Origin of the sequence: Motilibacter peucedani (assembly GCF_003634695.1) — a bacterium.
GTDB classification, from domain to species: Bacteria; Actinomycetota; Actinomycetes; order Motilibacterales; family Motilibacteraceae; genus Motilibacter; species Motilibacter peucedani.
In genome coordinates this window covers 185,880-205,473 of sequence record NZ_RBWV01000016.1, presented here as the reverse complement: position 1 = coordinate 205,473, position 19,594 = coordinate 185,880, and the positions used below count along the sequence as shown (strand labels likewise).

Annotated in this window: 18 protein-coding genes; 3 read left to right on the top strand and 15 right to left on the bottom strand. The window is 74.9% G+C overall.

The annotated features are described in order from the left end of the window. Positions 1-8: 8 nt before the first annotated feature. The 14 genes from CLV35_RS18600 to rfbA all read right to left on the bottom strand — a co-directional run bounded on the left by CLV35_RS18600 (position 9) and on the right by rfbA (position 12,861). Positions 9-530 carry a glycine cleavage system protein R gene (locus tag CLV35_RS18600; RefSeq protein WP_231122045.1) on the bottom strand — a complete coding sequence of 174 codons (522 nt, stop codon included), beginning with the start codon at positions 528-530 and terminating at the stop codon, positions 9-11. Continuing rightward, positions 527-1,891 (bottom strand): NAD(P)/FAD-dependent oxidoreductase, encoded by a 1,365-nt coding sequence (locus CLV35_RS18595; RefSeq protein WP_121194986.1) that lies wholly within the window; start codon positions 1,889-1,891, stop codon positions 527-529. The genes CLV35_RS18600 and CLV35_RS18595 overlap by 4 nt, the downstream gene beginning before the upstream one ends. A gap of 4 nt (positions 1,892-1,895) precedes the next feature. After that, on the bottom strand, positions 1,896-2,699 hold the full coding sequence (locus CLV35_RS18590; RefSeq protein WP_121194985.1) for a uracil-DNA glycosylase: 804 nt from the start codon (positions 2,697-2,699) through the stop codon (positions 1,896-1,898). Beyond that, the gene (locus CLV35_RS18585) at positions 2,699-2,965 is read right to left on the bottom strand and encodes a hypothetical protein (protein ID WP_121194984.1); all 267 of its coding nucleotides are present in this window, start codon (positions 2,963-2,965) and stop codon (positions 2,699-2,701) included. The genes CLV35_RS18590 and CLV35_RS18585 overlap by 1 nt, the downstream gene beginning before the upstream one ends. 61 nt (positions 2,966-3,026) lie before the next feature. Next, positions 3,027-3,962, bottom strand: coding sequence for a Ppx/GppA phosphatase family protein (locus CLV35_RS18580; RefSeq protein WP_121195029.1), 936 nt, complete (start codon positions 3,960-3,962; stop codon positions 3,027-3,029). Next, positions 3,959-4,462: a DUF501 domain-containing protein gene (locus tag CLV35_RS18575; protein ID WP_231122044.1), complete on the bottom strand. Its 504-nt coding sequence runs from the start codon at positions 4,460-4,462 to the stop codon at positions 3,959-3,961. The genes CLV35_RS18580 and CLV35_RS18575 overlap by 4 nt, the downstream gene beginning before the upstream one ends. Continuing rightward, the gene (locus CLV35_RS18570) at positions 4,459-4,998 is read right to left on the bottom strand and encodes an FtsB family cell division protein (RefSeq protein ID WP_183062066.1); all 540 of its coding nucleotides are present in this window, start codon (positions 4,996-4,998) and stop codon (positions 4,459-4,461) included. The genes CLV35_RS18575 and CLV35_RS18570 overlap by 4 nt, the downstream gene beginning before the upstream one ends. Positions 4,999-5,003: 5 nt before the next feature. Beyond that, positions 5,004-6,284, bottom strand: coding sequence for a phosphopyruvate hydratase (gene eno / locus CLV35_RS18565; protein WP_121194981.1), 1,281 nt, complete (start codon positions 6,282-6,284; stop codon positions 5,004-5,006). 41 nt (positions 6,285-6,325) lie between these two features. Next, positions 6,326-7,951, bottom strand: a complete 1,626-nt coding sequence (locus CLV35_RS18560) for a DUF885 domain-containing protein (protein ID WP_121194980.1) — start codon at positions 7,949-7,951, stop codon at positions 6,326-6,328. Then, a complete protein-coding gene (locus CLV35_RS18555; protein WP_231122043.1) occupies positions 7,948-8,880 on the bottom strand; it encodes a MazG family protein in 933 nt (310 codons plus the stop codon). Before CLV35_RS18555 ends, CLV35_RS18560 begins: the two co-directional genes overlap by 4 nt. Before the next feature lie 8 nt (positions 8,881-8,888). Further along, positions 8,889-9,524 carry a SurA N-terminal domain-containing protein gene (locus CLV35_RS20235; protein WP_183062073.1) on the bottom strand — a complete coding sequence of 212 codons (636 nt, stop codon included), beginning with the start codon at positions 9,522-9,524 and terminating at the stop codon, positions 8,889-8,891. A 21-nt stretch (positions 9,525-9,545) separates the two neighbouring features. Continuing rightward, positions 9,546-11,093 (bottom strand): sugar transferase, encoded by a 1,548-nt coding sequence (locus tag CLV35_RS18550; protein ID WP_231122042.1) that lies wholly within the window; start codon positions 11,091-11,093, stop codon positions 9,546-9,548. 294 nt (positions 11,094-11,387) lie between these two features. Then, positions 11,388-11,990 (bottom strand): dTDP-4-dehydrorhamnose 3,5-epimerase family protein, encoded by a 603-nt coding sequence (locus CLV35_RS18545; RefSeq protein ID WP_121194979.1) that lies wholly within the window; start codon positions 11,988-11,990, stop codon positions 11,388-11,390. A gap of 7 nt (positions 11,991-11,997) precedes the next feature. After that, the gene (gene rfbA / locus CLV35_RS18540) at positions 11,998-12,861 is read right to left on the bottom strand and encodes a glucose-1-phosphate thymidylyltransferase RfbA (protein ID WP_121194978.1); all 864 of its coding nucleotides are present in this window, start codon (positions 12,859-12,861) and stop codon (positions 11,998-12,000) included. Between the two features lie 75 nt (positions 12,862-12,936). On the opposite strand from rfbA, the gene rfbB reads away from it, so the two are divergent. The 3 genes from rfbB (at position 12,937) to CLV35_RS20230 (ending at position 15,953) form a co-directional block, all read left to right on the top strand. Next, positions 12,937-13,932, top strand: coding sequence for a dTDP-glucose 4,6-dehydratase (gene rfbB / locus CLV35_RS18535; protein WP_121194977.1), 996 nt, complete (start codon positions 12,937-12,939; stop codon positions 13,930-13,932). Further along, positions 13,929-14,807 carry a dTDP-4-dehydrorhamnose reductase gene (gene rfbD, locus CLV35_RS18530; RefSeq protein WP_121195026.1) on the top strand — a complete coding sequence of 293 codons (879 nt, stop codon included), beginning with the start codon at positions 13,929-13,931 and terminating at the stop codon, positions 14,805-14,807. The genes rfbB and rfbD overlap by 4 nt, the downstream gene beginning before the upstream one ends. 81 nt (positions 14,808-14,888) lie before the next feature. After that, on the top strand, positions 14,889-15,953 hold the full coding sequence (locus tag CLV35_RS20230) for a hypothetical protein (RefSeq protein ID WP_183062065.1): 1,065 nt from the start codon (positions 14,889-14,891) through the stop codon (positions 15,951-15,953). 62 nt (positions 15,954-16,015) lie between these two features. Here the strand turns inward: CLV35_RS20230 and mfd are convergent, their stop codons facing one another. Beyond that, positions 16,016-19,555: a transcription-repair coupling factor gene (gene mfd, locus CLV35_RS18520; RefSeq protein ID WP_121194976.1), complete on the bottom strand. Its 3,540-nt coding sequence runs from the start codon at positions 19,553-19,555 to the stop codon at positions 16,016-16,018. Positions 19,556-19,594 lie beyond the last annotated feature (39 nt).

Below are 19,594 nucleotides of genomic sequence, written 5' to 3'. Positions count from 1 at the left end.
GGCCGCGCTCAGAGGACGTCGGCGTCGAGCTCGCGCAGCGAGGCGTCGACGCCCAGCTCGCGCGACACCGCGGCCAGCGACGCGCGCAGCGCCTCGACGTCGGCGCCCGCGGGCAGGTCGAGCTCGGCGAGCAGGACGTAGAGCTCGCCCGAGAGCCGCGTCGTCAGGTCGGTGACGTTGCCGCGCACCCGGGCGACCTGCGCCATCACCGCCGAGACGATGCCGGGCCGGTCGCCGCCGTGCACCGAGAGGAGGTACGCGGTGCCGCCCCCCGCTGCGGCGGCACCCTCGGCGACGGCGCGCACGGCGACGTCGAGCGAGCCGTCGGAGGCCAGCGGCGCGAGCGCCGCCTCGAGCTCGCCCGCGGACGCGTCGACCCGGACCACGAGCACCATGGCGAAGTGGCCCCTCAGCAGGGTCATCGTCGAGTCCTCGAGGTTGCCCCCGAGCCCGGCGAGCAGGGCCGTGGTCTCGGCGACGATGCCCGGCCGGTCGTCACCGAGGACGGTGACGGCGAGCAGGGGCGTCACTTCGTCGTGGACACCGGAGCCGCAGCCGGGGGGTCGACCTTCGGGCGCGGGGCGAACTCGGTGAACTCGCGGCGCGGGCGCTGCAGCGAGCCGAGCGAGACGACGTCGCGGCGGAAGACCAGCGCGGCGGCCCAGTCGGCCTGGACCTCGAGCTTGCGGCGCAGCGTGGGCACGCGGCTCATGTGGTAGATGCGGTGCATCATCCACGCCGGCCAGCCCTTGAGCTTGACGCCGTAGACGTTGGCGACGCCCTTGCGCAGCCCGAGGCCGGCGACCGAGCCGGCGTACTTGTGCTCGTAGTTCTTCAGCGTCTCGCCGCGCAGGGTGGCGATCAGGTTGTCGGCGAGCACCGGGGCCTCGCGGACGGCGTGCTGGGCGCTGGGGCTGCAGAACTCGCCCGGGCCCTTCGTGAGGTCGGGGACGCCGGCGCAGTCGCCCGCGCCCCACGCGCCCTCGACGCCCTCGACCTGCAGCGCGGCGGTGCACTTGAGCCGGCCGCGCTCGTCGAGCGGGAGGTCGCTGGAGCCGAGGACCGGGTTGGCCTTGACGCCTGCGGTCCAGACGACGGTGTTGGTGTCGAACTCGGTGCCGTCGGAGAGCACGACGTGGCCGTCGACGCAGGAGTTGAGGAAGGTCTTGAGCTTGAGCTCCATGCCTCGCTTGCGCAGCGACTCGAGCGTCCAGACGCCCATCTCGGGCCCGACCTCGGGCAGGATCCGGTCGGCGGCCTCGACGAGCACCCAGCGCAGGTCCTCGGGCGAGATCGAGTCGTAGAGCTTGGTCGCGTAGCGCGCCATGTCCTGCAGCTCGGCGAACGCCTCGATGCCGGCGTAGCCGCCGCCGACGAAGCAGAAGGTGAGCGCGCGGCGGCGCAGCTCGGGGTCGTCGCTCGACTCGGCCATGTCGAGCTGGTCGATGACGTGGTTGCGGAGGAAGATCGCCTCCTCGACGCGCTTGAAGCCGATGCCCTGCTCGGCGAGGCCGGGGATGGGGAGGATGCGCGGCACGGAGCCGAGCGCCACCACGACGTGGTCGTAGGCGATCTCGTAGGCGTCGCCGTCGTGCGGCTTGACCGTGACGGTCTTGCGGGCGTGGGTGATGCCGGTGACGTCGCCGGTCACGACCTTGAGCTTGGGCAGCACGCGCCGCAGCGGCACGACGATGTGGCGCGGCTCGATGTTGCCGGCCGCGGCCTCGGGCAGGAACGGCTGGTAGGTCATGTAGGACCGGGAGTCGATCACGACGACCTCGGCCTCGTCGTTGCGCAGCTTCTTCTGCAGGCGCAGAGCGGTGTACATGCCGACGTAGCCGCCACCGACGATGACGATGCGGGGGCGGCCCGAGGTCTGCGGAGCAGTCATGGCCTCACGGTATCGCGCCGTCGCCGTCCGGCCCGAACCGGGCGTGCGCCAGCACCTGCTCGAGCACCCGGTCCAGCATCGCGGCGGTCAGCCGCCCGGTGAAGGTGTTCTGCTGGCTGGGGTGGTAGCTGCCCACCAGGGTCAACGCGCCGACCCGCACCTCGGTTCCGTGGCCGAAGCGGGGCCGTGGGCGGGGCACGGCCACCCCCTGCGCGGCGAGCGACGAGAGCAGGGCCTGCCAGGCGAAGCCGCCCAGCACGAGCGCGACACGGGCGCGCAGGAGCGCCAGCTCGCGGTGCATCCAGGGGGCGCAGGCGTCCCGCTCGGCAGGGGTGGGCCGGTTGTCCGGCGGTGCGCAGCGCACGGCCGCGAGCATGCGGACCCCGACCAGGCGCTGGCCGTCGTCGGCCGAGGTGCTCGTGGGCAGGACGGCCAGGCCGGCGCGGTGGAGCCCGGCGAAGAGGAAGTCGCCGCTGGCGTCACCGGTGAAGATGCGACCGGTGCGGTTGCCGCCGTGGGCGGCCGGGGCCAGGCCCACGACCACGACGGGCGCGTCCTCGTCGCCCCAGCCGGGGATCGGGCGGCCCCAGTAGTCCTCGGAGGAGTACGCGCGGCGCCTGGTGCGCGCGACCTCCTCGCGCCACGCGACCAGGCGCGGGCACGCGCGGCAGACGCTGACGCGCGCCGAGAGCTCGTCGAGGCCGGGCGCCTCGGACGCGAGTGCGCGGACCTCGGCCGCCTGGCGCGCGACCGGCGTGAGCGGGGTGGCGGGGTCCCCGGGCCAGCCCGACCCGGGGGCCGCGACCACTAGCGGGGCGGAGTGGTGCCGCCGACGGGGCCGTCGCTGCCGCCGACCTCGCGCTCGCCGGCGTCCTGCGCCGCCTCGTCGGTCGTGCGCTCCTCGTCATCGGCGCCCATGAGGCCGGCGACCAGCGGGACGCCGAGGCCTCCGCCGCCGCCCGTCCCGGCTCCGCCGGCGAGACCGGCGGCCGGCACGGCCAGCCCGGCCTCGCGGCCGTCCTGCTCGCTGCCGGCGTCCTGGTTCGTCTGCGGCTCGTCAGCTGGGACTGTCATCGCACGCTCCTCCTCCTCGAGTCGACGCTGTCGACAGGCTCCTGCCCCGTCGGCCTCGCCGTCACGCGCCGGCGAGCGACCAGGCGATGCCGTCGAGGATGTCGTGCTCGCTGACGACCACCTCTCCGGCCGCCAGGCGGTCCACGAGCGCGGCGAGCAGCAGGGCGCCGGCGCCGATGACGTCGACCCGCCCCGGGTGCATGAAGGGCAGTGCTGCGCGCTCGGCCGCGGTCGAGGAGAGCAAGCGCTCGGTGACGTCGCGGACGTCGTCGGCGCTGATGCGCGCGCGGTGGATGGCGCGCGAGTCGTAGCCCGGCAGGTCGAGCGCCATCGCGGCGACGGTGGTCACCGAGCCCGCGACGCCGACGAGCGTGCGCGCCTCCCGCAGCGGCACGGTCTGGGCGGCGAGCGAGATGGCGGCCTCGGCGTCCTCGCGGGCCGCGGCCACCTGGGCCCGCGTCGGCGGGTCGGCGGCGAAGTGGCGCTCGGTCAGGCGTACGCAGCCCACGTCCACCGAGCGCGCGGCGCGCACCCCGGACCCGTCGCCGAGCACCAGCTCGGTGGAGCCCCCGCCGATGTCGGCGACGAGGTAGGGGCCGGGTACGCCGTCGGCCGCCAGCTCGCGCGTGGCGCCGGCGAAGCTCAGGGCCGCCTCCTCCTCCCCCGACACGACCTCCGGCTCGATGCCGAGGATCGCGCGGACGCCGTCGACGAAATCGTCGCGGTTCTCGGCGTCGCGGCTGGCGGAGGTCGCCACGAAGCGCACGGCGTCGGCGCCGAACGCGTCGATCGCCCCGGCGTAGCGGACGGTCGCGTCCAGGGTGCGGTCGAGCGCCTCGGGCGCGAGCCGGCCGGTGCGGTCGACGCCCTGGCCCAGGCGCACGACCTCCATGCGGCGGTCGAGGTCGACCAGCGTGCCGGCCTGCGGGTCGACGTCGGCGACCAGCAGCCGGATGGAGTTGGTGCCGCAGTCGATGGCGGCCACCCGGCGGGTCACGAGGCGTCCGCCTGCTGCGCGCAGGGGCCGGCCGCCCACCACGGGGGCAGCGCGTCGAGCGCCTCGTCGCCGAGCGGGTCGACGCCGCGCCCCGCCGCCAGGGAGTGGGCGACCAGCACGTGCAGGCACTTGACCCGCGTGGGCAGGCCGCCGGCGCTGACGCCCTCGATCTCGGGCACCCGCTCGGCGGCGTCGCGGCGGGCGAGGTAGTCCTCGTGCGCGGCGGCGTGGGCGGCGGCCAGCTCGGGGTCGCCCGCGAGCCGCTCGGTCATCTCGCGCATCAGCCCGCCGGTCTCGAGGGTGCTCACGGCTCCGGTCGCCCGCGGGCAGGTGAGGTAGAAGAAGGTCGGGAACGGGGTGCCGTCAGGCAGGCGCGGGGAGGTCTCGACGACGTCGGGCTGGCCGCACGGGCAGCGGTGCGCCACCCGGCGCACGCCGCGGGGCTCACGGCCGAGCTGGCGGCGGACCGCCTCGAGGTCCGCCTCGGCGGGGCCGCTCACTCGGCAGCGGGTCGGGCGGCTGGTCGGGAGGCGTCGGCCTCCTCCACCGAGGCCCACAGCGAGCCGAACCAGGGCCGGGTCTGCGTCGCGGCCGCGGCACCCGCCGCCTTGGCGCGGGCCGGGCGCTCGGGCTCGACCACGACGTACTGGCGCTCACCGGGGTCGACCATGCGCAGCCGCGCCTTGGCCTGCGCGCGGACGTAGGCGGGGTCCTGCCAGCGCGCGACCTGCTCGCGCTCGGCCTGCACCTGCTGGGTCTGCTCGGCGACCCGGGCGGCCAGGCTCGCGGTCTGCGCCCGCTGCTGGAGGTACTCGCGCAGCGGGTAGGCGAGCGAGACGGCGAGGGCGCAGACGACGAGCGCCAGGACGGCGGCCCGGGTGGTGAGCCCGCCGGTGCGCCGCGTCCGGGTCGCGGGCTCCCGGGGGCGGGGCGGCGGCGCGTCACGACGTGCCGCCGGACGGGCCACCGGGCCGCGCGCCGGACCCGTCCCGGGCCGCGTGCGGGCGGCTCGGGACGGGCTCCGGCGGGCGGTCACGCCGCTCAGCCCTGGGCCGCGCGCGGGAACGCCGAGCGGCCGGCGTAGACAGCCGCGTCGTCGAGCTCCTCCTCGATGCGCAGGAGCTGGTTGTACTTGGCGACGCGCTCGGAGCGGGCCGGGGCACCGGTCTTGATCTGCCCGCAGTCGGTGGCGACGGCGAGGTCGGCGATCGTGGTGTCCTCGGTCTCGCCCGAGCGGTGGCTCATCATCGCGCGGTAGCCGCTGCGGTGGGCCAGGCTCACCGCGTCGAGCGTCTCGGTCAGGGTGCCGATCTGGTTGACCTTGACCAGCAGCGCGTTGGCGGTGCCGAGCCCGATGCCGCGGCCGAGCCGCTCGGGGTTGGTGACGAACAGGTCGTCGCCGACGATCTGGACCTTGGAGCCGAGCTGGTCGGTGAGGGTCTTCCAGCCGTCCCAGTCGTCCTCGGAGAGCGGGTCCTCGATGGAGATGAGCGGGTAGGCCGCGACGAGCTCGGCGTAGTAGGCCGTCATCTCGGCCGCGGAGGCCTTCTTGCCCTCGAAGGAGTAGCTGCCGTCCTCGAAGAACTCGGTGGCGGCGACGTCGAGCGCGAGCCCGATGTCGCTGCCCAGGCGGAAGCCGGCCTTCTCGACGGCGCGGCCGATGAGGTCGAGCGCCGCGCGGTTGCTCGGCAGGTCGGGGGCGAAGCCGCCTTCGTCGCCCAGGCCCGTGGCGAAGCCCTCGGCCTTGAGCACCGACTTGAGCGAGTGGTAGACCTCTGCGCCCCAGCGCAGGGCCTCGCGGAAGGTCGGTGCGCCGATCGGCGCGACCATGAACTCCTGGATGTCGACGCCGGTGTCGGCGTGCGCCCCGCCGTTGAGGATGTTCATCATCGGCACGGGCAGCGTGTGGGCGTTGGGGCCGCCGAGGTAGCGGAACAGCGGCAGCTGGGCCGACTCGGCCGCGGCCTTGGCGACCGCGAGGCTGACGCCGAGGATGGCGTTGGCGCCCAGGCGGCTCTTGTTGGGCGTGCCGTCGAGGTCGATCAGCGTCTGGTCGATGATGCGCTGCTCGCTGGCCTCGATGCCCAGCAGCTCGGGGCCGATCTCGTCGAGCACCGCGGTGACGGCCTTCTCGACGCCCTTGCCGCCGTAGCGGGCCTCGCCGTCGCGCAGCTCGCTGGCCTCGAACGCGCCGGTGGACGCGCCGCTCGGGACGGCCGCGCGGGTGATCGTCCCGTCGTCGAGGGCGACCTCGACCTCCACGGTGGGGTTGCCTCGCGAGTCCAGGATCTCCCGGGCTCCGACGGCGTCGATGCTGGCCACTGTGGTACTCCTCTGCGTTCCGAGCGGGGTGCGGCTAGAGCCTAGCGGCGCGCCAGCAGCAGAGCGCGCAGGTGCCGCGGCGCGGGGGTGCCGTGGGCGAGCAGCTCGTCGTGCACCTCGCGCAGGCCGGCGCCCGGACGCGCCGCGCGCAAGTCGGCCACCAGGCCGCTGACGCCGGTCCAGCCGACGAAGTAGGTCGAGAGCTGGCCCGCGGTGAGCAGCGCGCGGCGCCACTTGCCGTGGGCCTCGCCCTCCTCCTGGTGCCCGCGGCGGGTCATGAGGTCCATCGCCTCGGCCTCGGTCATGCCTCGGGTGTGGACGCGGACGTCGAGGACCGCGTTGATGGTCATGCGCAGCTGCATCTTGAGCTGCTGCATCCGCAGCGCGTCGGGGCCCTCGGGGTCGCCGGCGCCGGGGTAGCCGCTCTCGACCATGAGCTGCTCGGCGTAGACCGCCCAACCCTCGGCGAACGCCCCGCTCCACAGCACGGCCCGCGCGGGCGTCGAGCCGGCGAAGCGGCGCGAGTGCGCCAGCTGCTGGACGTGGCCCGGCGAGGCCTCGTGCACCGCCAGGTCGTGCAGCATGTGGGCGTTGTACTCGCGGTAGAACGACCGGACCCGCTCCGCCGGCCAGTCGGCCGGGGTCGGCGACACCGCGAACCACGTCGGCAGCGCCCGCTGCTCGAGCGGTCCGGGCGGGTCGCAGTAGGCCACCGCCACGCCGCGGTGCACCTCGGGCATGACGATGACCTCGACCGGGTCGTCGAGCACGGTGAGCAGCTGCGCCGTGCGCACCCACTCGGTCGTCTGCTCCAGCGCGTCGCGGCACAGGGCCACCACCGTCGCGTCGCCCACCTCGCCCTGCGCGGCGAGCCGGTCGAGCACGTCGCGGACGGCGCGCGCTCCGGTGCCGCCGAGCCGACCGGCCACCTCGGCGATCTCCTCCTCGACGCGCGCGAGGTTCGCCTCCGCCGCCGCGAGCACGTCGTCGGGACCGGTGCCGTCGTCGAGGTCGAGGCTGAGCGCGAGCGCGGCGGCGAAGCGCTCGGGCCCGAGCCGCGGGTCGGCGTCGGCGGAGCCGTCGGTGGCGGCCAGCCGGGCGCGCAGCCAGTCGACGTGCTCGTCGAGCGCTGAGAGCGCCGCCTCGCTCCCGGTCACCTGCGCCAGCTCGCGCGCGACGAGCGCGCGGGTGCCGGTGAACTGCCCGACCGCGGTCTCCAGGTGCACGCGCGGGGCGGGGCCCAGCGACGTACGCGCCTGGTCCAGCGCGCCCGGCACCGCGGCGAGCCGCGCGGCGGCCGAACGCAGCCGCTCCTCCTCGGGCGCGAAGTCGCGGGCGACGAGGGAGTAGAGCGCCCCGCCCGGGTTGGCCTCGAGCGGGTTCCACTCGTGGGGCCGCAGCTGCTCCAGCCGGAACAGCGCCGAGTCGAGCCCGTTGAGGAGCACCTCGCGGTCGACCGCGTCCTCCGGCTCGAGCCCGGCGGGCTCGACGGCTGCGACCGCGTCGCGCGCGCCGTGCAGGGCCGCCGCCGTGCTCGCCAGCCCCTCGGGCGACCTGTCTGGAAGCAGGTGGTCGAAGCGGTGGTCCCCCGCGCTGGTCGCCGACTCCGGCGACGCGGCGAGCAGCGCGTCGACCGCGGCCGTCGCGGCGGCGGCGAAGCCGGTCACGCGCGCTCGACCTCGCGCACGCGCTCGGCGTAGCGCCGCACCGCGGCGCGCAGTGCGGCCTCCGGGTCGACGCCCGCGCGCCGCAGCTCGGCGACCAGCCCGAGCAGCGCGTCGCCGGCGGCCACCTCGTCGGATACCTCCGCCGAGTCCGCCAGCGGCACCTGCAGCCCCGCGCGCTCGACGCGGCCGACCAGCTTGGCCGCAAGCAGCAGCGCCGGCTGTCCCATGGGCACGCCGTCGACGGCGGAGGCCCGGCCCTTCTCGGCGCGCTTGATGGCGTCCCAGCCGCGCTCGGTGTGCGCGGCCGCGGGGGCCGCCGCCTCGTCGGCCGGCGCGAACACGTGCGGGTGGCGCCGCACGAGCTTGTCGACGATGCCCGCCGCCACGTCGTCGATGGTGCTCGGGCCGTCGGGGCGCTCGGCGCTGATGCGGGCGTGGAAGACGACCTGGAGCAGCAGGTCGCCCAGCTCCTCCTGCAGCGCCTCCGGGTCGTCGAGCTCGATGGCGTCGATGACCTCGTAGGCCTCCTCGACGAGGTACTGCACCAGGCTGGCGTGCGTCTGCTCGGCGTCCCAGGGGCAGCCGCCGGGGCCGCGCAGCCGGTCCATCAGCGCGACCAGGTCGAGCAGGCGCGAGCCCGGCAGCTCGGCGACGCCGGGCACCACGCGTACGTCGCGGTCCCCCAGCCCGTCGCGCACCTGCCCGACGCGCTCGGCGTCGACGAGCACCGCGAGCGGGCCGTCGGGCAGCGGTGCAGCGCCTGCGGCCCGCGCCTCGACGCCGGCGCCCGTCAGCGCCTCGGCGTGACCCTCCGCCCCCGGCCCCAGGACGACGACGGCCGCGTCGCGCAGGGCCTGCCACGCCGGCCAGCTCAGCTGCCCGGGCGCCACGCGCGGGGAGACCGTGACGAGGACGACCTCAGGGCGCACGCGGCCGCTCAGCCCGCGGCCGGGGCGCTGGGCGCCGGGCTGGCCGCGGTCGCGAGGCCGCCGCTGGCCAGCGGGGTGACCGCGAAGGTCTTCGGGTCGAAGCGCCCGAAGCGCGGGTTGACCTTGATGTCGAGCTCGTCCTGCAGGGCGGTCGCCGCCTTCGCGAAGGCGGCCGAGCGCTCGTCGTCGCTGGCCGCGGCGGGGGCGAGCTGGGCGGCGATCTTCTGGCGCAGCAGCAGCGAGCGCAGGAAGGTCGACTCGCCGCTGCGCGGGACCCGCTGCTGGAGGAACGCCTGCGTCAGCGCCTCCTCGCCGCCGGCCTGCGCGGTGAACTGCTGGCGGGCAGCGGCGATCTCGGCGTCGCTGACGGTCACCGGCGGGCGCTGCCGGGCGGCGAGCTCGTCGACCAGCGCGTACTCGACCATCGAGCTCACGGTCGCGCCGAGCGCCTGCGTGCGCTCGACCTGGGGGCTCTGGGCCACCAGCTCGTCGACGGTGGAGCGCACGGAGTCGGTCGTGATGCGCCTGTCGCCGACGATCGCGGCGGAGCCGGCCTGGACCGGCGCGCACGCGGCGAGCGCGGCGACCGAGAGGGCGGCAGCGACCAGCGCGGCAGGACGGGAGCGGGGTGAGCGTCGTCGCACGCGTGCACCGTACCGCGTGCGCTAGTAGGCGCCGCTGCGCCCCAGCACCGCCGAGCCGGTCTTCCACAGGATGTGCAGGTCGAAGAAGAGGCTCCAGTTCTCGACGTAGTGCAGGTCGAGGCGCAGCGACTCCTCCCACGAGAGGTCCGAGCGGCCGCTGACCTGCCAGAGGCCGGTCAGGCCGGGCCGGACGAGCAGCCGGCGGGTGCTCGAGTCGGCGTAGCGCTCGACCTCGGAGGGCAGCGGCGGCCGGGGCCCCACCAGCGACATCTCGCCGCGCAGCACGTTGACCAGCTGCGGCAGCTCGTCGAGGGAGTAGCGGCGCAGGAACTTGCCCACCCGGGTGATGCGCGGGTCGTCCTTCATCTTGAACAGGACGTGGTCGTCGCCGTGGTCGTTGAGGTGCTCGATCTCGGTGCGGCGGCGCTCGGCGTCGGGCACCATCGAGCGGAACTTCCACATGGTGAACGGCGTGCCCGCCTTGCCGACGCGCACCTGCTTGAAGACGACCGGCCCGCGCGAGTCGAGCTTGACGGCGAGGGCCACGGCCGCGAGCACGGGCAGCAGCGCCAGCAGGCCGGCCGCGGCCATCGTGCGGTCGAACAGCGACTTGAGCAGCCGGCGCGGGCCGGAGAGCTCCGGCTCGTCGACGTGGAGCAGCGGCACGCCGCCGACGGGGTGCACGCTCAGGCGCGGGCCCGAGACGCCGCTGAGGTTCGGCGCGACGAACACGTCGGCCCCGAGGCCCTCGACCAGCCAGCACAGCCGGGTCAGCGCCTCGGCGTCGACGCCGGAGGCGACCAGCAGGGTGTCGGCGCCCGAGGAGGCGACGAGCGAGCCGGCCGCGCTCGGCTCGCCGAGCACCGGGACGCCCTCGAGCTCGGCGCCCGCGACGGCCGGGCCGTCGACCAGGGCACCGACGAAGGAGAAGCCGCTGGTGGAGTCGGTGCGGCACAGCCGCACCATCTCGGCCACGGCGGCGGCGGAGCCGACGACCACGACGCGGTGCATGGCGGCGCCCTTGGCCCGCAGGGCGTGGAGGCGGGCCCGGCCGACCGCGCGGGCCACCGCTCCGGCGAGCAGGGCGAGCGGGACGGCGACCAGCGCGACCAGCCGCGCGGCCGTGCCCTCGGAGAGGGCTGCGACGACCGCCGCCACCGCGAGCAGGCGCAGGCCGGTGTCGCTCAGCCGCTTGAACGCCTCGCCGCCCGAGAGCAGGAAGCGCTCCTCGTAGCAGCGGCCGACGGCCAGCGAGGCCATCCAGACGGCCGGGAAGGCGAGCAGGCCGCCCACGGCGACCGCGCCGGAGCCCGAGTCGCGGTGCAGGAGGTAGGCGACCAGCACCAGCGAGATGACGACGGCGGCGGCGGCGTCGGACGCGACGACGGCGGCGGTGTAGCGGCGCTGCCAGGCGCGCGGCAGGCGGGTGCCCGCGCCCAGGACGTGGTCGCCCCAGGGGCGTGCGGGCTCCGGCACGAGCACCGGACGGTCGTCGGGCACCGACGGGCGGTGGACCAGCGTGGGCCGGTCGTCGGCGCGCGCAGCGACGAGTTCCTGCTGTGTGGGCACGGTCCCCCCAGGGTGGACGAGTGGTCGACGTCGGACGGGCAACCTCCGGCGCGCCCCCTCGCACGCCGGCACCGCCCCGAGCACGGACTCCATCGTCGCCGCGGGCCCCAGCACAGCACTGCTGCGTGTCAGCCGCGTGACGACGACACTACCGCACGGTGTCTGTGAGGCGGAATGGGACGAATGTGGCGAACGACGAGCTCTCCGCACGGCAGCAGGCGTATTCCAGCGCACTGCCGAGGCCCTTGTCACCCCTGCTGCCACCACCTCGCCGGGGGGTGCCGGCACCCTGCCCTAAGAGGCAGACGCGGCGTAGAGCGCCCTGCACGCGCGGTAGTCGGGCAGCAGCCCGTCGGCGCGCGCCTGCGCCAGCGTCGGGGCCGCCTCGTCCTTCGGCGACAGGAGCAGGCGCTCCGCCGGAGCCCCCCAGTCGACGCCGAGGTCGGGGTCGAAGGGCATGACGCCGTGCTCCCTGCCGGGCGCGTAGCCCTCGCTGCAGAGGTAGCTGACGACCGCGCCGTCGGTGCGGGCGACGAACCCGTGCCCCAGGCCCTCGGAGAGGAAGACCGCCCGCCGGGACACGTCGTCGAGCTCCACGGCGTCCCAGCGGCCGAACGTCGGTGAGCCGACGCGCAGGTCGACCACCACGTCGAGCACCGACCCCGAAAGGCACGTGACGTACTTCGCCTGCCCCGGCGGGACGTCGGCGAAGTGGACGCCGCGCAGCGCGCCCAGCCGCGAGACCGAGACGTTGGCCTGGCGCAGGCGGAACGGGCGCCCGACCTCCGCCTCGAAGACGTCCTCGCGGAACCACTCGAGGAAGGCGCCGCGCCCGTCGCGGTGCTGCACGGGCGTCACCTCGTAGGCGTCGGGCACCGAGAGCCGACGGATCTCCATCAGGTCCTCACCGGCCGAGCAGGCTCAGCAGGTAGTCGCCGTAGCCCGACGCGCGCAGGTCCTGGGCGAGGCCGGCCAGCTGGTCGTCGTCGATCCAGCCCTCGCGCCAGGCCGCCTCCTCGATGCAGCCGATCTTCTGGCCCTGGCGCAGCTCGACGGCCCGCACGAACTCGGTCGCCTGCACCATCGAGTCGAACGTGCCGGTGTCGAGCCAGGCGGTGCCGCGCGGCAGGACGGTGACGGCCAGGCGGCCCTGGCGGAGGTACTCCGCGTTGACCGCGGTGATCTCGAGCTCGCCGCGCGCGCTGGGGGTCAGCCCGGCTGCGATCTCGAGCACGGAGTTGTCGTAGAAGTAGATGCCGGGCACGGCGTAGGGCGAGCGCGGCTGCGCCGGCTTCTCCTCGATCGAGAGCACGCGGCCGTCGTCGTCGAACTCCACCACGCCGTACGCGGTCGGGTCGGCGACGCGGTAGGCGAAGATCCGCCCGCCGTCCACGTCGTGCACGGCCTTGAGCTGCTCGTCGAGCCCGGCGCCGTAGAAGATGTTGTCGCCGAGCACGAGGGCGACGGTGCCGCCGCCGACGAAGCCGGCGCCGATCAGGAAGGCCTGGGCGAGGCCCTCGGGGCGCGGCTGCACCGCGTAGTCGATCGACATGCCGAGCTCGCTGCCGTCGCCGAGCAGGCGCGCGAAGGAGTCGCGGTCCTGCGGCGTGGTGATGACGAGGACCTCGCGGATGCCTGCCTGGACCAGCGTCCAGAGCGGGTAGTAGACCATCGGCTTGTCGTAGACCGGCATGAGCTGCTTGCTGATCCCGCGGGTGATCGGGTGCAGGCGCGTGCCCGTCCCGCCCGCCAGGATGATGCCCTTCATGGGGCGCCACAGTAGCGACGGGCGGCCTGTGGACGACCGCGGTCGCCACCCGGGCCGGTCGACTAGCCTCGCCGCATGAGACTGCTGGTCACCGGGGGTGCGGGCTTCATCGGCTCCCACTTCGTGCGCACCGCGCTGGCGGGCGGCTACCCCGCGCTGGCCGGTGCCGAGCTCGTCGTCCTCGACGCGCTGACCTACGCAGGAACGCTGACCAACCTGCCCGACGTCGAGCGGACGCCGGGGCTGCGCTTCGTGCACGGCGACGTCTGCGACGTCGACCTGGTCGACGCGCTGGTCGCCGACGCCGACGCCGTGGTGCACTTCGCCGCCGAGTCCCACGTCGACCGCTCCATCGCGGCGTCGGCGGAGTTCGTCCGCACCAACGTGCTCGGCACCCAGACCCTGCTCGACGCCGCGCGCCGCCACTCGCTCGGCAAGTTCGTGCACGTCTCCACCGACGAGGTCTACGGCTCGATCGAGACCGGCTCGTGGAGCGAGACCGCGCCGCTGGAGCCGAACTCCCCCTACTCCGCGAGCAAGGCGTCGAGCGACCTGCTGGCCCGCGCCTACGCCCGCACCCACGGCCTCGACGTGTCGGTCACGCGCTGCTCCAACAACTACGGGCCCCACCAGTTCCCCGAGAAGGTGGTGCCGCTGTTCGTCACCAACCTGCTCGACGGGCGCAGCGTGCCGCTCTACGGCGAGGGCCGCAACGTGCGCGACTGGCTGCACGTCGACGACCACTGCCGCGGCATCGCCCTGGTGCTCGAGCGCGGGCGCGGGGGCGAGGTCTACAACATCGGCGGCGGCACCGAGCTGACCAACCGCGAGCTGACCGAGCGGCTGCTCGCCGCCCTCGGCGCCGACTGGTCGCGCGTGGTCCAGGTGCCTGACCGGCTCGGCCACGACCTGCGCTACTCCGTGGACATCTCGAAGGTGTCGACCGAGCTCGGCTACGCGCCGCGGGTGCCCTTCGACGAGGGCCTCGCAGCGACGGTCGAGTGGTACCGCGACAACCGCTCCTGGTGGGAGCCGCTCAAGGCCGCCGCCGCCCTCGGGGCGGCCGGGTGAGCCGCTGGCTGGTCACCGGCGCCGCGGGCATGCTCGGGCGCGACGTCGTGACCGCGCTCGAGGCGGCACCGGGGCAGACGGTCGACGCACGCACGCGTGCGCAGCTCGACCTGCTCGACGAGGGGGCGCTGCGGGCGGCCGTCGCCGAGGCCGACGTCGTGGTCAACTGCGCCGCCTGGACCGACGTCGACGGGGCGGAGGCCGCCGAGGAGGCGGCCCGCCGGGTCAACGGCGACGCGGTGGAGGTGCTCGCCCGCGAGTGCGCGCGGCGCGGGGCCCGGCTGCTCCAGCCCTCGACCGACTACGTGTTCTCGGGCGAGGCCACGCAGCCCTACGCGGAGGACGCGCCCCCCTCGCCGGTCAACGCCTACGGCCGCACGAAGCTCGTCGGCGAGCGCGCCGTGCTCGAGCTGCACCCGGAGGCCGGCTACGTCGTGCGCACCGCCTGGCTCTACGCGACCCACGGGCGCAGCTTCGTCACGACGATGGCACGGCTCGCCGAGGAGCGGCCCACCGTCGACGTCGTCGACGACCAGGTCGGCGCACCCACCTGGACCCGCGACCTGGCCGACGCGCTGCTCGCGGTCGGGCTGGCTGAGCAGGCGCCGCCGGGCGTCTACCACGCCACGAGCAGCGGGCAGACGAGCTGGTACGGCCTGGCTCGGGCCACCTTCGAGCTGCTCGGCCACGACCCCGAGCGGGTGCGTCCGACGAGCTCGGCCGTGTTACAGCGCGTAGCGCGACGGCCCGGCTACAGTGTGCTCGGTTCCGGACGGTGGCGGTCCGCATCGCTTCCACCCGTTCGAGACTGGTTCGAGGCCCTCCAGTCGTGGAAGAACGCGTACGACACTCCCCGTGCCCGCAGCTCGAGGTAGACGAGGGCGAAAAGGGCAAAACGCCGGATACGCGCGCGGCCTGCGTGTACCGTACGAGACCGTCACCGACGAAGGAATCCCATGCGACGTCCACTCCTTGCAGCAGCGCTCTCCGTGCCGCTGGTCAGCGTCCCGTCGGTGGCCCTCGCCGCCGTGCACTCGGACTCCGCCGTCAGTGCTGCCGCAGCCACGTGCGTCAGCGGCAAGGCCGCGATCACCGTCGAGTCCTTCAGCGCAGCCGCCGGCACCGCCACGGTGTCGCTGGCGCCCGACGCGTGCGCCGGCACCAAGGCGTCGCTGGTGTCCTACCGCTACGCGCCCGACGCGAAGCACCAGACCCGGGTCGAGCTGCGCAGCGGCGTCGGCCGGCTGGCGGTCACGGTGCCGTCCTGCGGCCAGATCGACCTGATCTACGGCACGAGCGCGCCCGCGACGCTCACCTACAACTACTTCACGTCGCACGGGACGCTGCTGCGCTCGGGCGAGCGGCTCGGGTGCGACACCGCCACGCCGACGCCGACTCCGACGACGCCTGCGGACACGCCGACGCCCACCCCCACGCCGACGACGCCGGCCGAGACGCCCACCCCGACGCCGACGACGCCCGAGGACACCGCGACGCCGACGGTGACGCCCACGGTGACGCCGACCGAGACGCCGACCGTCACGCCGACGCCGATCACCCCCGGCGACACCGTGACGCCGACGCCCGGCACCACTCCGACCCAGACGCCGACGCAGACCCCCACGGTGACCCCGTCGGTCCCCGCCACCACCACGCCGTCCGTCTCGCCGAGCTCGGTGACGGCGAGCGAGGGCGGCACGACGCCGTCGCCGGTCCAGACGCCGTCGGAGACACCGTCCGAGAAGCCGGCGTCGAGCTCGTCGGCGCAGCCGACCGTGATCGCCTCGCCCGAGTCCTCGACCGCCGCTGACACGCCCAGCAGCGGCGCCTCGCCGACCACGATCACCGCTGCCGAGGGCGCCGCGCCCACCACCGGCCAGGCCGCGCAGTCCGGCTCCGGCACCGGCGAGCTCGCCCACACCGGCGCCTCGCAGGTCCCGCTGACCGCCGGCGCGGGAGCCCTGCTCCTCGGCGTCGGGGCGCTGCTGCAGACGGTCGCCCGCCGCCGCCGCACCAGCTAGCACCTCCCGCTCGACGCGCAGACGCCCCGGACCTGCTGGGTCCGGGGCGTCTGTCGCGTCTGCTACGCGGCCACGACGACCGAGTCGATGAGCTGGCCGGCCCAGTCGAGCAGTGCGGTGTCGCGCAGCGGCTGCCCGCCGATGCGGGCGGTCGCCGGACGCGGCACGAGCACGGTCTTGGTCGCCGGCTTGACCAGCGTCTTCGGGTAGAGCCGCTGGAGGCGCAGCACGCGGCTCTCGGGCAGGTCGACCGGCCCGAAGCGCACCTGCGAGCCCTGCAGCGCGACCTCGCGCAGGCCGGCCGCCCGGGCCTTGACCCGGAACGCCGCCACGGCGAGCAGGTTCTCGACCGGCTCGGGCGGGGTGCCGTAGCGGTCGTCCAGCTCGGCGCGCACGGCGGCGAGGTCGTCCGCGCTGGCCGCCTCGGCCAGCTTGCGGTAGGCCTCCAGGCGCAGCCGCTCCCCCGGGATGTAGTCGTGGGGCAGGTGCGCGTCGACCGGCAGCTCGACCTTGACCTCGGCGAGCGAGGTGTCCCCCTCGCCCTTGAACTCGGCGACGGCCTCGCCGACCAGCCGCATGTAGAGGTCGAAGCCGACGTCGGCGATGTGGCCCGACTGCTCCCCGCCGAGCAGGTTGCCGGCGCCGCGGATCTCGAGGTCCTTCATCGCCACCCGCATGCCGGCCCCGAGGTCGCTGTTCTGGGCGATGGTGGCGAGCCGGTCGTGGGCGGTCTCCGTGAGCGGCTTCTCGGGCGGGTAGAGGAAGTACGCGTAGGCGCGCTCCCGCCCGCGGCCCACGCGGCCGCGCAGCTGGTGCAGCTGCGAGAGCCCGAGGGTGTCGCCGCGCTCGACGATCAGGGTGTTGGCGTTGGAGATGTTGAGCCCGCTCTCGACGATCGTCGTGCAGACCAGCACGTCGATGCGCCGCTCCCAGAAGTCGAGCACGACCTGCTCGAGCGCGTGCTCGTTCATCTGCCCGTGGGCGAAGGCGATGCGCGCCTCGGGCACCAGGTCGCGCAGGCGCGAGACAGCCCGGTCGATCGACTCGACGCGGTTGTGGATGTAGAAGACCTGGCCCTCGCGGAGCAGCTCGCGACGGATCGCCGCCGAGATCTGCTTCTCGTCGTAGGCGCCGACGTAGGTGAGCACCGGGTGGCGCTCCTCGGGCGGGGTCAGGATCGTCGACATCTCGCGGATGCCGGTGATCGACATCTCGAGCGTGCGCGGGATCGGCGTCGCCGACATCGTCAGCACGTCGACGTTGGTGCGCAGGTGCTTCAGCTTCTCCTTGTGCTCGACGCCGAAGCGCTGCTCCTCGTCGACGACCACGAGCCCGAGGTCCTTGTAGCGGACGTCGCCGCTGATCAGGCGGTGGGTGCCGATGACCACGTCGACCGAGCCGTCGGCCACGCCGGCGCGCACGGCTTCGGCCTCCTTGTCGGTCTGGAAGCGCGACAGCGCCTTCACCGTCACCGGGAACCCGGCGTAGCGCTCGGCGAAGGTCGCGAAGTGCTGCTGCACCAGCAGGGTCGTCGGCACGAGCACCGCGACCTGCTTGCCGTCCATGACCGCCTTGAAGGCGGCGCGCACGGCGATCTCGGTCTTGCCGTAGCCGACGTCGCCGCAGACCACCCGGTCCATGGGCACCGAGCGCTCCATGTCGCGCTTGACCTCGTCGATGGTCGAGAGCTGGTCGGGCGTCTCGTTGTAGGGGAAGGCGTCCTCGAGCTCGTGCTGCCACGGGCTGTCAGGACCGAAGGAGTGCCCGGTGGTCGCCATGCGCGCGGAGTAGAGCTTGATCAGCTCGGCGGCGATCTCACGCACCGCCTTGCGGGCGCGGCCCTTGCGCTTCTGCCAGTCGGCCCCGCCCATGCGGTCGAGCGCCGGCTGCTCGCCACCGACGTACCTCGTCACCAGGTCGAGCTGGTCGGTCGGCACGAAGAGCCGGTCGCCCGGCGCACCGCGCTTGGAGGGGGCGTACTCGATGACGAGGTACTCGCGGGTCGCGCCCTGGACGGTGCGCTGCACCATCTCGACGTAGCGCCCGACCCCGTGCTGCTCGTGGACGACCGGGTCGCCCGCCTTCAGCTGCAGCGGGTCGACCTGGTTGCGCCGGCGCGAGGGCATCCGGCGCATGTCGCGCGTCGAGGCCCGCTGGCCCGCGATGTCGGTCTCGGTGAGCACCGCCAGGCGCAGGGCGCTCGAGACCAGGCCGCGCTCGATGCAGCCGGTGGCGACCTCGGCGACTCCGGGGTCGGGCGCGACCTCGAGCGAGGCGTCGAGGCGGGCCGGGATGCCGGCCTCCTTGAGCCGCTCGACGGTGCGCTCGGCCGAGCCGTGGCCCTCGGTGACCAGCACGACGCGCCAGCCGTCGCCGAGCCAGCCCTTGACGTCGGCGATCGCCCGCTGGGTGTCGCCACGGTAGCCCTCGACCTCCTTGACCCCCGACTGCACGACGTCGTCGCCCTCGACCAGCTCGAGGTCGCTCTCGAACGGCGTCAGCGTCCACCACGGCCGCCCCGTCGCGAGGGTCGCACTGCGTACGTCCGCCAGCTCGCGCAGCGACGTGGCGCCGAGGTCGATCGGCGCCTCGCCGCCCGAGGCGGCGGTGGCCCACGAGGCGTCGAGGAACTCGCGGCTGGTGGCCACGAGGTCGACGGCCCGCGCGCGGACGCGCTCGGGGTCGCAGACCAGCACCACCGCGTCGGCCGGCAGCGCGTCGGGCAGCAGGTCGAGCTCGTCGACCAGCACGGGGATCAGCGCCTCCATGCCCTCGACCGCGGTCCCCTCGGCGACCTTCTCGAGGACCTCGAGCAGGCTCGGGTGCTCGACGGCGAGGGCGCGGGCCCGCTCGCGGACCTCCGGGGTCAGCAGCAGCTCGCGGCACGGGGGCGCCCACAGCCCGTGCTCGGCGATCTCGAGGCTGCGCTGGTCGGCGACCTTGAAGTAGCGGACCTCCTCGACCGTGTCGCCCCAGTACTCGACCCGCAGCGGGTGCTCCTCGACGGGCGGGAAGACGTCGAGGATGCCGCCGCGCACGGCGAACTCGCCGCGCTTCTCGACCATGTCGACGCGGGAGTACGCGGCGGCGACCAGCCGCTCGACCGCCTCCTCGAGACCGAGCTCGTCGCCCGCGTGCAGCGCGACCGGCTCCAGGTCGCCGAGCCCGCGCACGAGCGGCTGCAGCAGCGAGCGCACCGGCGCCACGACGACCTTGAGCGGGCCGGCGGACGGGTCGTCGGCCGACGGGTGGGCCAGCCGGCGCAGCACCGCGAGCCGCTGGCCCACGGTGTCGCTGCGCGGCGAGAGCCGCTCGTGGGGGAGCGTCTCCCAGCTCGGGAAGTGCGCGACGTCCTCGGGGCGCAGCAGCGAGCCGACGGCGGTCACCAGGTCCTCGGCCTCGCGACCGGTGGCGGTCACCGCCAGCACCACACGGCCGGAGCCGAGCGGCTGGTCCGCGGCGAGCGCGGCGACGGCGAACGGGCGCAGGGCGCCCGGCGCCCCGAGCTCGAGGGTCGGGGTCGCCCTCTCGCGCGCCTGGGCGACGGTGGCCTTCAGGCCCGGGTCGGCGGCGACGGCATCGAGCAGGCCGGACAACGACATGGGGACTCGCTCCTCGCGCACGACGGACAGCCCCCGTCC

Coding starts and splice junctions, on each gene's coding strand:
- CLV35_RS18595 (WP_121194986.1), bottom strand. CDS start 1,891: ATGACTGCTCCGCAGACCTCGGGCCGCCCCCGCATCGTCATCGTCGGT.
- CLV35_RS18585 (WP_121194984.1), bottom strand. CDS start 2,965: ATGACAGTCCCAGCTGACGAGCCGCAGACGAACCAGGACGCCGGCAGC.
- CLV35_RS18545 (WP_121194979.1), bottom strand. CDS start 11,990: ATGGAGATCCGTCGGCTCTCGGTGCCCGACGCCTACGAGGTGACGCCC.
- rfbA (WP_121194978.1), bottom strand. CDS start 12,861: ATGAAGGGCATCATCCTGGCGGGCGGGACGGGCACGCGCCTGCACCCG.
- rfbB (WP_121194977.1), top strand. CDS start 12,937: ATGAGACTGCTGGTCACCGGGGGTGCGGGCTTCATCGGCTCCCACTTC.
- CLV35_RS20230 (WP_183062065.1), top strand. CDS start 14,889: ATGCGACGTCCACTCCTTGCAGCAGCGCTCTCCGTGCCGCTGGTCAGC.
- mfd (WP_121194976.1), bottom strand. CDS start 19,555: ATGTCGTTGTCCGGCCTGCTCGATGCCGTCGCCGCCGACCCGGGCCTG.